Here is a 16,069-nt window from a genome sequence, read left to right on the forward strand (position 1 = left end):
AATTCAATAGTTCTTTGGTGTCCTTTCCATTAATATTCCTTTTGAATAAATTTTATGGCTATAAATTGCAATTAACAGGAGTCCTATAATTTTTATAGTTCTTTAAAATGACATTTTTGAAAAAACAGGGTTGTTTTAACTGTACAAAAGTACATATAGCAAGGGGAGATTTTCATCATCTCTGAGGAATTGAAAGTGATTTTTAGCATAAGATTACGTTGCGGATTAAGAGAAGATTAGACAGGAAATGTTATATACTCAACGGATTGCAGAAGTCAGCTTTTAAAGCGATTTAAATGGATCGGTGTAGTTTCCAGAGCATTTAGTGGAATAAAAAAACCGATTTATAATGGACGAAGTGATTAAGGAATACGTCATTTAAGCCATCTGATGACACTGTGAGTCAAATGAAATGTAAATCCAAGTAAGAAGTAATGGATGAAATCGTATGACGTTATAGAGTCTAAAGGAAAACACAATTCATTTTCCCTCAGACACACAGAAACTAAAGGCAGAAATGTTCTTCTTAAGAAAGCATTGCAGCCTTCAGCATTGATTAGAGTATATATAGGCCACAAAGCAATGAATTTCCCCCTTTAATTACTCAGATAATAGCTTGTGCAGTTCACTATTAGCTTAGTTCTTACTTCGCCGATCTCATTCCCGATTAATGCTGGTGATAAAGCATTAGTTGTGTTTAATATAGATCCAACGACCATAATTGTCTTGCTGTTAAAGGTTTCAAGCGCGGGTAAAACGATTATTAAAATTTTGTTAGTAGTTTCGAATTCAAGACATCGATTGCAGATTAACAAAATGGATGAAAAATTTATCACGCCCATAACAGTTTATTTTAAAACGGGAAGGAGTAATAATCTTCCCGTTTTTGTCGAATGGAAAGGTGTTTATGAAAACAACCCATTGTTACATTAAAATAATTTTTAAAAACCCTAAATTGGTTTCACATTTAAGTCATTCATTCCTTACTTTTAGCCTATTATATATAGTGTTTTATAGCTAGTTTTTAATATCCTATTTCTAATAAATAACCTATTCATTTCTGATGGTGTAGATGTGTCAGAATAATAAAAATAGAAATTCAGTTAGATGTGTGTTTATTTTTTCAATTTATTATTTAGTGGATATAAAGAAATTGTGAGCCTTATCAAATGACCAAAACACATAATGGGGTCGAAATTAGAAGGAGGAGTACGTCGTCTCATCTAGCCATCAAATGACACACAGAGTCAGATGAAACGTAAATTAAAGAAAGAGTTACTGGATGAAATTGTATAACATTATAGATTCCTAAGAAAGCACTTTGAGTTCTCCCTGGAAAAAAAGAGACTAACGGCAGCAATATTCTTTTTCAAGTAGTTTATCTCCACTGTGTTACTAGAGAATCATGTTTGGGTAACAAAGACAGGATAACCTATGACTAGGATTTTTTTAATGATGTGCTTTTGAATTTTACAATGGTTCTGGTTCTGTGCTTTTAATAAATGGGTGTAATTCACCCAATCCAATTTATTCCCAATTCATAGACTAAAGTAATGTTTTAAGAAAAGGAGGATACAGAATTGGGTAAGGATAAAAAATGTAAAGATTGCGGACATCGCAAATGTACATGCAATCATAAAAAATGTAAAGATTGCGGACATCGCAAATGCACATGCAATCATAAAAAATGTAAAGTTTGCGGACATCGTCAATGTAAATGCTCATCTAAACAAGTACAAAAGGTAGAGCAAAATGTGAAAGTGAATGTAAAATCACCTCCTCAAGGTACTCAAGGCCCACAAGGGCCGCAAGGTCCGCAAGGAGTTCAAGGTCCGCAAGGAGTTCAAGGCCCGCAAGGGTTCCAAGGTCCACAAGGGTTCCAAGGTCCACAAGGATTCCAAGGTCCACAAGGATTCCAAGGTCCACAAGGATTCCAAGGTCCGCAAGGATTCCAAGGTCCACAAGGGTTCCAAGGCCCACAAGGATTCCAAGGTCCGCAAGGATTACAAGGTCCACAAGGATCCCAAGGCCCGCAAGGGTTCCAAGGTCCACAAGGATTCCAAGGTCCGCAAGGGTTCCAAGGCCCGCAAGGATTCCAAGGTCCGCAAGGGTTCCAAGGTCCACAAGGATTCCAAGGCCCGCAAGGATTCCAAGGTCCACAAGGATTCCAAGGTCCACAAGGATTCCAAGGTCCACAAGGATTCCAAGGTCCGCAAGGGTTCCAAGGTCCGCAAGGATTCCAAGGTCCGCAAGGATTCCAAGGTCCGCAAGGGTTCCAAGGTCCACAAGGATTCCAAGGTCCACAAGGGTTCCAAGGTCCGCAAGGGTTCCAAGGTCCACAAGGATTCCAAGGTCCACAAGGGTTCCAAGGTCCGCAAGGGTTCCAAGGTCCGCAAGGGTTCCAAGGTCCACAAGGGTTCCAAGGCCCACAAGGATTCCAAGGTCCGCAAGGGTTCCAAGGTCCACAAGGGTTCCAAGGTCCGCAAGGATTCCAAGGTCCACAAGGGTTCCAAGGTCCACAAGGGTTCCAAGGCCCACAAGGGTTCCAAGGTCCGCAAGGGTTCCAAGGTCCACAAGGGTTCCAAGGTCCACAAGGATTCCAAGGTCCGCAAGGGTTCCAAGGTCCACAAGGAGGCACTGGTGGTGCAATCATTCCATTCGCTTCCGGTACTCCAGTAGCATTGACTAATGTTCTATTAGGATTAGCTAATACTGGAGGTCTTATTGGGTTCGGAAGTTCTACTGATGCTGTTACTATTGGTGGAGGAACAATTACTCTAAGTCCTGGTGTAGGGGGCGTTCTTGACTTCGCATTTGTAGCACCACGTGCTGGAACTGTATCATCAATATCGGCATTCTTTAGTGCGACAGCGGCAGTAGCTTTAGGTTCAGCTGTTACTATAAGAGCAGAAGTATGGACGGCAGCTGCAGCTAGCAATACGTTTACTCCCTCAGGTGCCTTTGTACTATTAACACCAGCTTTAGGACCTGGTATAACCATTGGAGAAACAGCTAATAATACTGCTTCAACTGGACTCGGAGTTGCTGCAGGGGATAAATTATTACTGGTTTTCTCTATAGAGACTGCAGTTTCGGTTCTCACTACGGTTGAAGGTTTTGCAAGCGCGGGTATAACGATTATTTAATTATTAGTTTATATCTTTGAATTCAAAACATCAGTTGCAGATAACAAAATTGATTAGAATTTTATCACGCCTGATAACAACTTTATCTAAAAAAAACGGGAATGATTAATAAATCTTCCCGATTTTTTTGTATGCCCGGCATGAGGGCAATCTATAAGGTGAAAGCCCCGTACCATGAAGGCAGTAATAGTGGTTAACTTAATGGAAGGGTGTCCACGATAACATGGAATCTGAATGAAGCAAGCGGCAAACCTCCGATCTAAGGAACGCGAACTTCATATAGGGCTAGGTATCAGACAAAGTCCTTACTGCATAATGTGGTACAGAGTAAATGAAGCAGATAGATAGATGGAGGGAAGGATTGCACTCTTACCCGGGGGTGTCTGGTGACAGCCAAGTACAATTGGTGACCTCTGTCCAGTGATGGGCAGCTGAATCATCAGGAGTCAGCAGAGGTTATAGTACTTGTCTACTCGAGAAGATAAGGAGGGAGCGAACAGATTAAGGAGGACGGATACTAGGTGTTCGTTATCTGCGAAGAAGCAAACAATTCCTAACGGAACTTATTTGAAGGAAGAAGAGGTGATTACACGGGGAACTTCAAAAAGGTGAGCAAATAAAGGCATAAATAGACCATTTATCCAAATAGAAAGGATATCAACGATGTTAATGGAACAGATACTAGAGAGGGAAAACTTAATACAGGCATTGAAGCGTGTAGAAAGAAATAAGGGAAGCCAAGGTGTAGATGGAATGCCAGACTGCACCTTATAACTGGTGGCACAGCATGAAAACAACCCTTTTACAAGGGATCTTACATACCGCAACCCGTACGTCGTACCGAAATCCCGAAATCAAACGGCGGAGTTAGGTTATTGGGTATCCCGACCGTTTCATTCAATAAGCCATTGCCTAGATATTGACCAAGAAATATGACTCAACCTTTTAAGAAAATAGCTATGAATTTTTCCTAACAAACAAGGGCAACAGGCGGTTCAAAAGCGTACTGAGGAAATTAGATTCATGGATTCGAAGAAGGCTCAGGATGTGCCAATGGAAACAATGGAAGTTACCAAGAACGAGAGTGAGAAAGCTCAAAGGACTGGGCGTTCCATTTGGAAAAGCATATGAATGGGGAAATAGCAGATAGGCTATTGGCGTATTGGCCATAGCCCAATTCTAGAGAAAACTTTTGATAACTTATTAATGGCATCACCTGGGGGTTGGATAGTTTATATGAAAGATATAAAAACTACGTCAGACATAAAAGCGAACGGTACGTACGGTGTGAGAGGTCGGAGGCTAGGCGCCTCCTCCTACTCATTGGCTATTAGGTTTGTAACGTTGTACTTCATCTATACCTATTGCATGATTCAAAGAGTTTATTTTATTTTACGGATAAGGCGCAAACTGTCGTAATCACAGACGTATACGTATTCTTTACTCTCACAAAGTTCATCAACAGCTCTTTTAACATCTTGGTAAGTACTGTAGTCATGAAATGCAATCATGCCTCCGTCTACGACTCTTGGAGCATAAAGTTGTATATCCTGCTTTACGTTTAAATAGCTATGATTACCATCAACAAAAAGTGCTGAAATAAGCTCAGGGCATTCACCGATTGCTTCATGACTGTAGTTCTTTATTGGAATTACATAGTTCTCTAGTTGAAAACCTTGAATAGCTTTTTGAAAATCGTTAAAGTAATTTCCATGATATCCGCTATTAGGAATAAATGGATCTATTGCATATATCGAACGTTTGCGCTCACTAATCCACTTACTTCCGAGACCTAAGGCTGTTGTACTTTTTCCTTTAAAAGAACCAATCTCAATGATGTCCCCTTGCAAATGATCAACTAAAGCCGGTAGATGCAAAAGTGCCGTTTGTTCCAAATGTGTCAACCAGCCATCTACGCTTTCAATGAAACCATATAATTCACTAATCTTTAATTGAGGAAAATCTCCTTGTGTATTCAATTTATTAAGTCACCTCTTACATTGTAGTTTTCTTCCAATTAATATATAAATAATTTGAAGAGCTATTAATATTTATAGAATAATCTATCTTAATCCATTATTATCCAGAGCTTTTTTTACTGCTTCCAAATATTGATATCCATACTTCTTATCTGGCTCCAAATATGTTCCTTCCGCCCACTCATTCCAAGCATTGATAAACAAAAATTCACTATTGTTTTTAACTGCCTTTTGAATTTGCTGACTTAGATAGTAAGAGAACTTTTCAGGGGTCGACCCTTGAAAAATCAGCGCTCGATTTCCTACTCTGGCTGAGTTATCCCAATCAATAAATGCACCTGGAAATGTCTTTATATTTTTCTTTAATTCACTTCTATCTAAAATACATGAACATACTTGATCATAATCCATCACAATAAACTTTTGTTGATACCCATCCACAGCTCTCCGGAAAGTTGAACCACCTCCATGATTCAAAGTGTAACCTGGTTCAAATTCAAGAGAAGCATCGAATCCTGCAATTTGAGGAATCGTGAATATATTTAAAGTTTTAACAAAGTAAATACCATCAAGTCCATTTTGTTTAGCTAGATTTTGCCAATACTGTAACATTTCCTCACATCTTGGAATGCTACCAGGTCGATATATAGTAAATAAAGGTTTGTTGTCCACTCTGATATACCTTTCATCCTTAAATGCTGTTAGTAGAAAATCAAAATGTTCTTTCCAATCCTCTTCATCACCATAATCTTGAGGCATTAAGACGTCGTGAATCCAACCATCCCACCTTCTAGTCCACGGTTCATTTGCCCATGAGAGACAGAAAGGAAGATCAGGTTCTCCTGTTCGAAGAACTTCATTAAATGGTTTTTCGAGTAACCTTTTTCCTTTGAACCAATAATGATAATAGCAAAATCCATAGATACCGTATTTTTTGGCAATTTGTGCTTGCCATTTTCTCGCAGTATCATCTGCCAAATCATAGTAATAATCTTGATAAGGTTCCCGTGGTTGATTATGTCCAGGAAACAATGTTGGGGCTTTTTTTGTATTCGTCCATTCGGTAAATCCTGGTCCCCACCAAAGGTTATTTTCTGGAATTTGGTGAAATTGGGGCAAATAGAAAGCTATAAGTTTCAAATTCTTCTCACTCCTATAAAAATGTTAAACATAATTTAAACTAATTGCATTGGGATGAATCCATTCATAAATTAATATTAATGATTAAAGAGTCCAGTAAAACCGGCGAAGGAAATCAGGATTAGTAAGATTGATAGCCAGGGGATAAGATGACAAGCTTAATAACCGGATGGCTATGCTGGAAGCTGTCGGGTATTTTTTTTTTTTGGATGGAAAAAACAGTATAACGACAAAATAAAACTTTTCAATTTAATCAACAACTAAGCGTCACAAAGCAAGATTTTTAATCCAAGGTTGTTAAAATCATATCAATCTGCTTGATATCTTCTGCAAGTTCATGATATTTCTTTATACGTTCACGATAAGAGTGAAGAGCAGTTTTGAATAAATCGTTCGTATCAAGAAATCCATCTTCTCGTGAGGCAATCATAATATCTAACCATTCACTAAATGCTTTTAAGCCTAGTGTATTGTTATTTTGATTCGGATGTCTTCGAAAATAACTAAGAGCTTCTGGAATATACACAGCTTTCCCTTTGGATAGCAACGACAACCAGGCAGCTATATCATTGATCAGAGAATACTGTTTCCCTTTGTATACACCATATCGTTCGGTAAGGTCTTTTTTTCTAAATAACACTGTTGTCGGTTCACCGATAACATTGAGACAATGGGTTAATGCTAGGTCTCCCAACATCTTTCCGTCAAGGATCCTTGTTTCTTCATATATTCGAGCTGTAGCACCAATAGGAGGGAGAAATTGACCGGATGCATCGATAGTTTGTCGATAAGATGTGACAAGGGTAATATTTTCGAATTCCTTGAAAAAATAAACCATTTTTGCGATTTTTTCTTTATGATACACATCATCATCCATCAAGTAATTAATATATTCTCCCGATGCCAAATCATAGCATTTATGCCAATTTTCAAGAAATAAATTTCTTTCGTTTTTATAATACTTAATTTTAGGGTTTGAACCTAAATAAGGTCCAAGCATTTCTTGTACTCGATTATCTGTACTATCATCACAAATAATAATTTCGATATTAGGGTAGGTTTGTTCTAATACACTGTCAATCGCTATTTTTAGAGTATCTGGTCGATTATACGCAGGAATGACGACACTAACTAAAGGATTTCCCATATTGATTACCCCCTTGTTTCCTGAAATTTACTTCACTGTTTAAGGTACGAAATTTTTTATTACTTATTATTATTGTTCCTTAACCCCAAAGAAGGCAGCAGAAGCAACCATTGATACCCAAAATTCATTGGTTTGTTGATAGTATTCAAGGTTCATTTTTATTCAAAACGTAGCATAGGGGGTAAAAACGGCTACCTCATCGCTTAATATTAGCGCGCCTCTTTAAGGAGTTTTTCATCCATAACCAACTAGCCTAACGGCAATCAATAAATAGGGCTCTAAACCACACCGCAGTCAAGGGGGGAATGTAAAACCGGGATTGGGTATATTTACCTTTTGTCCGTTTGAATTGTGAAATAGTAATTCGCTTTGACAGTTGTAACTGCTTCAAATGTGTTCAAAGTATTCATCCAATACTTGTTACTCAAAACGTGTTTATTGAAAGGACCAAAAATGCTATATATTCGACATGATTCTATCTCAGATAATAGGGACTAGCTCCTCACACTATACAAAGTTAGGGCGTATAAGTAGAATTTTTTCATGAGTGAATGAAAATTCAATTCCTTTCCTAAATATATTGCTAACGCCCGGGTAATAGACTCAACTGATTCAAAATTTTATTGATCTTGCTGGAATTTAAATGCATGTTCCTAGCTTTTCTTCCATTCGCTCTTTAATTTCATGTCTTTTGACGACCATTCAAGTGTTTTCTACATAGTGCACAAGAAATTTCCAACTCCATTTTCCTCTTTACTTTATAAGTATGTATCCATTGATATTGTAGTGTTATTCATTATGACAAGAAGATTTGAGTTTTCATTGAGTCATATTTTTTTGCTATTTCTCATATTAATTAAGGAAGAATAACAGAGAAAAAGATAACCATTTGTACCAATTGGATTTATCATGCACTTGTTATTCGTTATTAAGAAGGCCTTAAAAATCATTATATTTATTTATAAATAGATATTATATTTGCGAGTTCCAATATGACTCCATTTCAATATAGCCAGTAACCAAATAATTTGTTGTACGAGCTTGCAAGATTTATATAAAAGCATAAGACAAACAAAGCTTGCGTAAAATTCCCATTTTTTACTCATGGACTAAGTTATAGCTGCAGTAGGAATGAGAAAAGACAATGTTTAAGTAGGAAAAGGAGATCAATAGAGATGTTTAAAGAAATTGATAATAAAAATCAATTTAATGTCAAAAAAAACGGTTACACTGTTGACCAAAAAGAAGGGGGGGAGGGACCATCATCGGATTTAATGATCAAAGATGAAGTTGGTCTTAATGACAGATTTGATTTCTGGAATAAAAGTGTACTTTATATTCATCCTTGGCATGGAGATACCTACAGGGTTATTAATCAAGGAATTATTGAGGAACTTAGATATTTAGTGCGTGAAGTATATACAGCAAAAGCGGAGGAAAATGTGGTTAGTCTTGCAGCTGAACTAAGGCCGGACCTTTTGCTTGTTTTACTTGGAGATACATTTCCTATTGACCAAGTGAAAGCCATTAGGGAAATGGGTATTAAAACAGCAGTGTGGTTTACGGATGACCCATACTATACAGACGTAACAACAAACATAGCCCCCTATTATCATTATGTTTTTACACAAGAGATAAGCTGTGTATCTTACTATCAGTTGTTAGGTTGTCCCCAAGTTCATTATTTACCTCTCGCAGTCAATACAAAAGTTTTCCATTATCAGAGGGAGAGGAAGGATAACTCGATTCCTATTGACGTTTGTTTTATGGGGTCAGGTTGGAACAACAGAATCTCTTTGTTTGATGAAATTGCTCCCTTTCTATCAAAAAAAAATACACTCATCGTGGGGTCGCGTTGGGACCGGATGCGGAATTATCACTTACTATTTGATAAAATCCGTTTTGGTTTCCTATCTCCGAGTGAATCAGCCCGCCTTATTAACCAATCCAAAATTGTGATTAATAACCATCGTTTATACGATGATACTACGTTATTCAATCGTAACAGTAATAAACTTACGGCCCTTTCAATTAACCCTCGAACCTTCGAAATTTCTGCCTGCGGCGCATTTCAGCTTTCGGATATTCGACAAGAATTAAAACGTTATTATGAATTAGGGAAGGAAATTGAAACTTACACATCTCCTTCTGAATTGACTGAAAAGATAGATTATTATTTAAACCATGACGAGGAGAGAAATACGATTGCGCAAAGAGGGTATATTCAAACATTAAAAAGTCATACTTACGCGAAAAGACTAGCAACTCTGTTGAAGTTGATATATGGATAATTCCAATTCTGGATTCGAGTAGTAGGTTCACTTTTGTTCATCATGTTTTTATGTTCAAAAGTAAATTTGCACCTGTATAAAACTATATTTTTGAAAGGAACATAAATATTAACTTGGTGTATAATAACGGTGAATTTTCTATCTTTTGTATTCACGATAATTGATACCTATTTATTTTAGGAGGGTAAATATGACGACCAATCATACTCCACTATTGACAGTCCATCTATTTGTTTCAAAGAGGAATTCAGGGGATGGGTTGGAAGAAATGTTAATGAGACTGGCTGAAAGTGACATTACAGTGAAGGTTTATGGTCCTGATGATGCATTACTGGATATAAATCCCAAAAACCCTCGCGTCTATGTTTCATTAGGAACGGAGTGGGGAAAATTTAGTGAGCTTAATACGTTACCTGTTCAGGAGAGAAAACGTTGGCTACATTTCGATTCTCCAACAGAAATTCAACCATACAACTTATTTTACTGCTGGCTCAAACAGACAGATCCTTTCCCAGAAAATAAAACCCTACCGTCGACCCGTTTTTCTTCAGATACTCCTTTAGTGTCTGTGTTTACAGCCAGTTACAAGTCAAAAGAAAAAATTCAGCGACCTTATCGTTCCCTACTAAATCAAACATACTCCAATTGGGAATGGGTGATTGTAGATGACTCCGGTGATGATGATGAGACATACAATCAAGACTTACTCCCTCTAGACGATCCCCGTGTGAGGAGGTATCGCCAAGATTCCCGCAATGGCTACATAGGGGCCATCAAACGGTATGCAGCAGGTCTATGTACAGGGGAAATTTTAGTAGAAGTAGATCACGATGATGATCTAACTCCTGACTGTCTAAAGAAAATCGTCGATGCACTTCAACAACATCCTGAATGTGGCTTTGCTTATGGAGATTGTGCAGAGGTGCACGTAGGCAGCCACGATGCTCATTGGTATGGTTGGGATTGTGGTTTTGGATACAGTCTGCATTATCGAGTCTGGGTACACGAAATGAATCGATGGCAAAATGTGCAAAGACACACTACCATCAATGGGAATACAATCCGTCATTTGGTTGGTTTACCGAATCATCCTCGTGCGTGGACGAGAGATTTTTACCATCTGATTGGAGGCCATCGCGAAGAACTATTGGTTGCAGACGATTACGACATGCTCGTTCGGACGTTTCTTTGTACGAAGTATATATCGATTCCCGATTTACTCTATATCCAATATCGAAATGAAAATGGAGATAACTCTACTTTTCAGAGAAATAATCAGATTCAAATCCTCGTAAAAGAACTAAACAGTTATTATCGTCCGAGAATCTATAAAAGATTGGAAGAACTGGGTTTACAAGAGGAAGTGCCATATAGTCGTATTTGGGAGACAACTTCAGATAATCCCGCAAGAAAAACTGCTCATATCATTCATGAGGAATTATCCAAAGTTTCAATCCTGTTTCCTATTCCTCACTCCTGCCCCACAAATGAGCATACCCAATTATTTAAGACACTTCAAAAGGGCATAGATACCAATTTTAAAGAGATCGAAGTAGTTGTTGTTGGTCGTATTCCTGCAGAAATCGAAACCTTTGCGTCGATGGCGCCCATGGGAGCCATCCGATGGTGGCCAATGGAGCCGAACGATTCTTTAGAAACGTGTATCGAATATGCCAAGCTTTGCTCTTCATGTACGGAGAAAGTAGTGGTGTTGCCGTGAACCTTTAATAATGATAAGGGTTGCTGCTAGTTTTTTCAAAAACACTATGACCATTCCAACATGCACCTTACTCTTATTTATTACGCTTGATACCAATTTAATTTAAAACGGGAAGGGTTAATAACTGTAGGAAAAAGGGGTTTGGAATGTTTCATTCCGGACCCCTTTTGAAATTCCCTTTGAATCTTGCTCAAGAATAAGAGATTGGACGTCTAAACAAAATGAAAAATATTTATTCTGAGATTAATAACGCAACAGCATTTATTAACGGATCTCCAGAATACAATGTTGGATAGTAAAAGTTTTATTGATTATTTAGATAAGGTTTTGGATCCGTTGCTATCTTCGTAGATGTATTCGAACTTCCAAAAATAGATGGGGAAGGTCATTTTATTGGGGATGTTTGGATTCTATTAAGTGAAACGAATTTTGTTAAAATGATGGAGTATTGAGGAGTTTAAGGAAGAGAAAAAGGTTTGAAACCAATCTTTGGTTGCTGCTATTCCTTGTTATTCTGAAACACTAAACTTAAAAACAATGGTTCACACCCGTCCAATAGCTATAGAATTAGAACCAATACCACCCCCATTATCCTTAGATCAAAGAGAAGGAGTTGGATATAAAAAAATAAAGAGCTTGCGGGAGAGTTGTGTAATGCAGAAGACAAATAATCACCTCTGCTTTATGAACCAACGGTGCTTCGTATTATAAGGTTGATCAGTAAAAAAATACTGGTTGACCTTTTTTTTTGCGCTCTGCATGTGAAAGTCCTGAACCAGTAGTGATTAGCTTCAGGGAAAGTTGTCCACGGTGTCCAGGAATCTGAAGGAAGCAAGCGGCAAACATCCGGTCAGTTACTGCCGAAAGTCTACAAAGTAAATGAAGTATATAGATGGTAGGAAAAATGTACTCTTTCCCTGGGAGATCTGGTGACAGCTAAGTGCACTTGGCAGCCTGGGTCATAGTACTTGTCTATTCGAGAAGATAAGGAAGGATCTAACAGATTAAGGAGGACGGATACTAGTCGTTCTTTATCTTGTGAAGAAGCAAACAATTCCTAACGGAACTTATTTGAAGGAAGAAGTGGTGAATACACAGGGAACTTCAAAAGGGATGAGCAGTTAAAGGTTTTAGTTTCACGAGGTCTAAGAAGACACCAAAGGTTCGACTGGCTCACCAAAGCTTGAAGAGAGTAAAGATACGTAACAGAGAAATGACCTTGAGAAAATCACCGATACCCATGGAAGTCAAAAGTAAGAAAGCTAAAGCAATTCCTCAGAGGATGAATCGGGTATTACGCATTCGTAGATACTCCGAGTGTATAAAGGAAATTAGATTCATGGATTCGAAGAAGGCTCAGGATGTGCTATGGAAACCATGGAGGCTGTCAAAGACGAGAGTAAGAAATCTCAAAGGATGAGGTGTTCCATTTGGAAAAGCATGAATGGGGAAATAGTAGACGGGTTATTGGCGCATTGCACATAGTCCCATTCTAGACAAACCTTCGATCCATGCTTAAGGGTTAGAAAGTCTATATAAAAGGTATACAATATTACGACAGATCTAAACTGAACTGCGTATACCGAACGACGGTGGTGTGAGAGGTCGGAGGCTAGGCGCCTTCTCCTACTCGATTAACGTTTTAAAATAAATGATTTTTCAAATAATAAGATTTTTTTCCCATTAAAAGTTGCTAAATCACAACAGGAAGAGTACTATAATTAGTAATTAATGATTTACTAATTACATAATCCATACTTAGTGAAAGAAAGTGAGAGTTGCCATGGTTCAGCAGGAAAAAAAGAAATATATTACTCCAGATGGATACACAGCAGATATTGCGATCTTTACTATAACTACGAAGAAAACGGCAGAGAAAGCGCCGCCTGAAATGCTTTTGAAGCTATTATTAATCAAACGCGCAACAAAAGATAAGGAAGGAAGCCCAAATGTTGAAGGAGATAAATGGGCTTTGCCCGGAGGCTTTGTCAATGCTGGCGAGACTGCATATGAAGCAGCTAAACGGGAATTAAAAGAAGAAACGGGCGTAGCTGGATTCCATGTCAAGCATTTCGGGGTTTATGACCGGCCAGGACGCGATCCCAGAGGATGGATCATATCCAATGCTTTTTATGCAATTGTCCAGGAAGAGTTTCTTCATCAAAGAAAAGCGGATGACGATGCAGCTGAGGTTGAATTGTTCACGATACAGGAAGCCTTACAATTAGAACTTGCATTTGATCATCATACAATTATTAACGACGCGATGAACTTACTGAAAAAAGAAATGGTGCAAACGACGATAGCCCAAAAATTCCTGCCGGATGAATTTACACTTTCTGAACTGCAACGGGTGTTGCTGACAGCTAGAGATGATGCAAAAATCAGCGCGGATTCACTTTTTTATGCAAAAGCCCCTAAACTCCCGTTCTTGGAGAAAGTCTTGGATGAAAAGGGTATTCAGAAGAAAACGAAACGAAATTCGTATCGGCCTTCACAACTTTACCGATTTAATGCAGAGATTGTCATGGACTCTATTTATTATTAAGGGGGATTAGGTGAAATGGGTAAAAAGGCATTGATCAATATCGATTATACGTATGACTTCGTGGCAGACGGGGGTTCATTGACCTGCGGGAAGCCAGGACAGGATATCGAGAAGACACTAGTCAGTATTACCAAGGAGTTTATCAAGCAAGGGGAATACACGGTCTTCGCGATTGATTTACATGAAGATGGAGACCGCTTACATCCTGAATCGAATTTGTTCCCACCACATAATATAAGCGGTACAATGGGTAGAGACCTATATGGGACGTTAAAAGAAGAATATGAAACAAATAAAAATCAAAAGAATGTTTATTATATAGATAAAACGCGTTATTCAGCATTTGCAGGAACGGACCTTGATATCCGCCTAAGGGAACGTCACATTACAGATGTATATTTAGTCGGGGTTTGTACAGATATCTGTATTCTGCATACGGCAATCGACGCTTATAATCTAGGATATAATATTTTTATATATGAAAATGCAGTGGCCTCATTCAATGATGCCGGTCACCATTGGGCCCTTGGGCATTTTAAAGGATCTCTTGGAGCAACCATTCTATAATATCCAACAGAATAGAAGGGAGGCGAAAGCTTCTCTTTTGGGAGGAACTATCCATGGAAAAAATATACAACGATGACAGTTACGCACTACACACTGACCTTTACCAAATCAACATGGCCCAAACTTATTGGCAGGACAAAACACATAACCGAAAGGCAGTTTTTGAGATATTTTTCAGAAAACTTCCATTTAACAGCGGATATGCGATTTTTGCGGGACTTGAAAAAATTGTCCATTACCTTCAAAACTTTTGCTTCTCGGAAAGTGATATCGACTATTTAAAAACGGACCTGCACTATGATGAGGAATTTTTGGATTATTTGCAGAACATCCGTTTCACGGGAGCGATCCGCTGCATGAAAGAGGGAGAGCTTGTCTTCGGAAATGAACCGATTTTACGGGTGGAGGCACCGCTTGGTGAGGCCCAACTCATAGAAACGGCGTTGCTAAACATTGTGAACTATCACACACTTGTGGCAACAAAGGCCTCGCGCATAAAACAAGTTATTGGAGATGAATCTGCCCTTGAATTCGGTTCGAGACGGGCACAAGAAATGGATGCTGCAATTTGGGGAGCGAGAGCGGCCTATATTGCTGGCTTTGATTCCACTAGTAATGTACGTGCTGGAAAGCTGTTCGGCATTCCGGTTTCAGGGACGCATGCCCATTCCATGATCCAAGCTTATAAAGATGAATATACGGCTTTTCATAAATACGCCGTTTCCCATAAAGACTGTGTATTCTTGGTTGATACCTATGATACATTGCGTTCTGGCATCCCCAATGCAATCCGTGTTGCCAAGGAACTGGGCGATAAAATCAATTTCATTGGCGTCCGTCTTGACAGCGGTGATTTAGCTTACTTATCAAAAGAAGCACGACGTATGCTTGATGCTGCAGGGTTCCATGATGCGAAGATTGTCGCTTCCAATGACTTGGATGAATATACGATCATCAACCTGAAACAACAAGGAGCAAGAATTGACATTTGGGGCATCGGAACCAAATTGATTACGGCATATGACCAGCCAGCGCTCGGTGCTGTTTATAAAATGGTTTCAATAGAGGGTGAAGATGGGAATATGAGAGATACCATCAAAATTTCTTCTAACCCTGAAAAGGTTACGACACCTGGCTTAAAACGAGTATATCGAATCATCAATAAAGTGAACCATCATGCTGAAGGTGATTATTTGGCGATGGAATATGAGAAGCCGCAGGAACAGGAAAAATTAAAAATGTTTCATCCTGTCCATACCTTCTTAAGTAAATTCGTCACGGATTTCGATGCGGTTGATCTTCATGTTGATATTTTCAAGGATGGCAGCTTGATTTATGAAATGCCAACCATAGATGAAATCAAGGCCTTCACGCAAAGAAATCTCCAAGTATTATGGCCGGAGTACCTGCGTGCACTTAATCCTGAAGCATACCCGGTAGATCTAAGCCAGGATTGTTGGGATAATAAAATGAGGAATATAGATGAAGTTAAAGCCAATGTAGAAAGAATGCTAACGAAATAACCAATCTA

Annotated in this window: 10 protein-coding genes and 1 pseudogene; 7 read left to right on the forward strand and 4 right to left on the reverse strand. The window is 38.6% G+C overall.

Annotated features, from left to right (window positions below; translation table 11 throughout):
- Positions 1 to 1,725 precede the first annotated feature (1,725 nt).
- A complete protein-coding gene (locus ACQKKK_RS22440) occupies positions 1,726 to 2,649 on the reverse strand; it encodes a hypothetical protein (RefSeq protein ID WP_427619226.1) in 924 nt (307 codons plus the stop codon).
- Positions 2,650 to 2,681: 32 nt separating this feature from the next.
- On the opposite strand from ACQKKK_RS22440, the gene ACQKKK_RS22445 reads away from it, so the two are divergent.
- On the forward strand, positions 2,682 to 3,146 hold the full coding sequence (locus ACQKKK_RS22445) for an exosporium glycoprotein BclB-related protein (RefSeq protein ID WP_427619228.1): 465 nt from the start codon (positions 2,682 to 2,684) through the stop codon (positions 3,144 to 3,146).
- 1,000 nt (positions 3,147 to 4,146) lie between these two features.
- Positions 4,147 to 4,399 (forward strand): annotated as a pseudogene (locus ACQKKK_RS22450) (group II intron maturase-specific domain-containing protein); the annotation flags it as partial.
- 129 nt (positions 4,400 to 4,528) lie between these two features.
- Here the strand turns inward: ACQKKK_RS22450 and ACQKKK_RS22455 are convergent.
- The 3 genes from ACQKKK_RS22455 to ACQKKK_RS22465 all read right to left on the reverse strand — a co-directional run bounded on the left by ACQKKK_RS22455 (position 4,529) and on the right by ACQKKK_RS22465 (position 7,412).
- Positions 4,529 to 5,125: a class I SAM-dependent methyltransferase gene (locus tag ACQKKK_RS22455; protein ID WP_427619229.1), complete on the reverse strand. Its 597-nt coding sequence runs from the start codon at positions 5,123 to 5,125 to the stop codon at positions 4,529 to 4,531.
- A gap of 84 nt (positions 5,126 to 5,209) precedes the next feature.
- Entirely contained in the window at positions 5,210 to 6,265 is a 1,056-nt protein-coding gene (locus ACQKKK_RS22460; RefSeq protein WP_427619231.1) for a glycosyltransferase WbsX family protein, read from the reverse strand.
- Between the two features lie 283 nt (positions 6,266 to 6,548).
- Positions 6,549 to 7,412 (reverse strand): glycosyltransferase family 2 protein, encoded by an 864-nt coding sequence (locus tag ACQKKK_RS22465; RefSeq protein ID WP_427619233.1) that lies wholly within the window; start codon positions 7,410 to 7,412, stop codon positions 6,549 to 6,551.
- Between the two features lie 1,175 nt (positions 7,413 to 8,587).
- Here ACQKKK_RS22465 and ACQKKK_RS22470 point away from each other — a divergent pair.
- From ACQKKK_RS22470 to ACQKKK_RS22490, 5 genes are all read left to right on the forward strand, one after another.
- Positions 8,588 to 9,703, forward strand: a complete 1,116-nt coding sequence (locus ACQKKK_RS22470) for a CgeB family protein (protein WP_427619235.1) — start codon at positions 8,588 to 8,590, stop codon at positions 9,701 to 9,703.
- Positions 9,704 to 9,893: 190 nt separating this feature from the next.
- A complete protein-coding gene (locus ACQKKK_RS22475; RefSeq protein WP_427619237.1) occupies positions 9,894 to 11,423 on the forward strand; it encodes a glycosyltransferase in 1,530 nt (509 codons plus the stop codon).
- A 1,783-nt stretch (positions 11,424 to 13,206) separates the two neighbouring features.
- Positions 13,207 to 13,971, forward strand: coding sequence for an NUDIX domain-containing protein (locus ACQKKK_RS22480; protein WP_427619239.1), 765 nt, complete (start codon positions 13,207 to 13,209; stop codon positions 13,969 to 13,971).
- A gap of 15 nt (positions 13,972 to 13,986) precedes the next feature.
- Complete coding sequence (locus tag ACQKKK_RS22485; protein WP_427619241.1) at positions 13,987 to 14,538, forward strand: cysteine hydrolase family protein; 552 nt, start codon at positions 13,987 to 13,989, stop codon at positions 14,536 to 14,538.
- A 53-nt stretch (positions 14,539 to 14,591) separates the two neighbouring features.
- Positions 14,592 to 16,061, forward strand: a complete 1,470-nt coding sequence (locus tag ACQKKK_RS22490) for a nicotinate phosphoribosyltransferase (RefSeq protein WP_427619243.1) — start codon at positions 14,592 to 14,594, stop codon at positions 16,059 to 16,061.
- Positions 16,062 to 16,069: the final 8 nt, after the last annotated feature.

Source organism: Peribacillus sp. NPDC006672, from assembly GCF_050274955.1.
In the GTDB taxonomy this organism is placed as follows: Bacteria; Bacillota; Bacilli; order Bacillales; family DSM-1321; genus Peribacillus.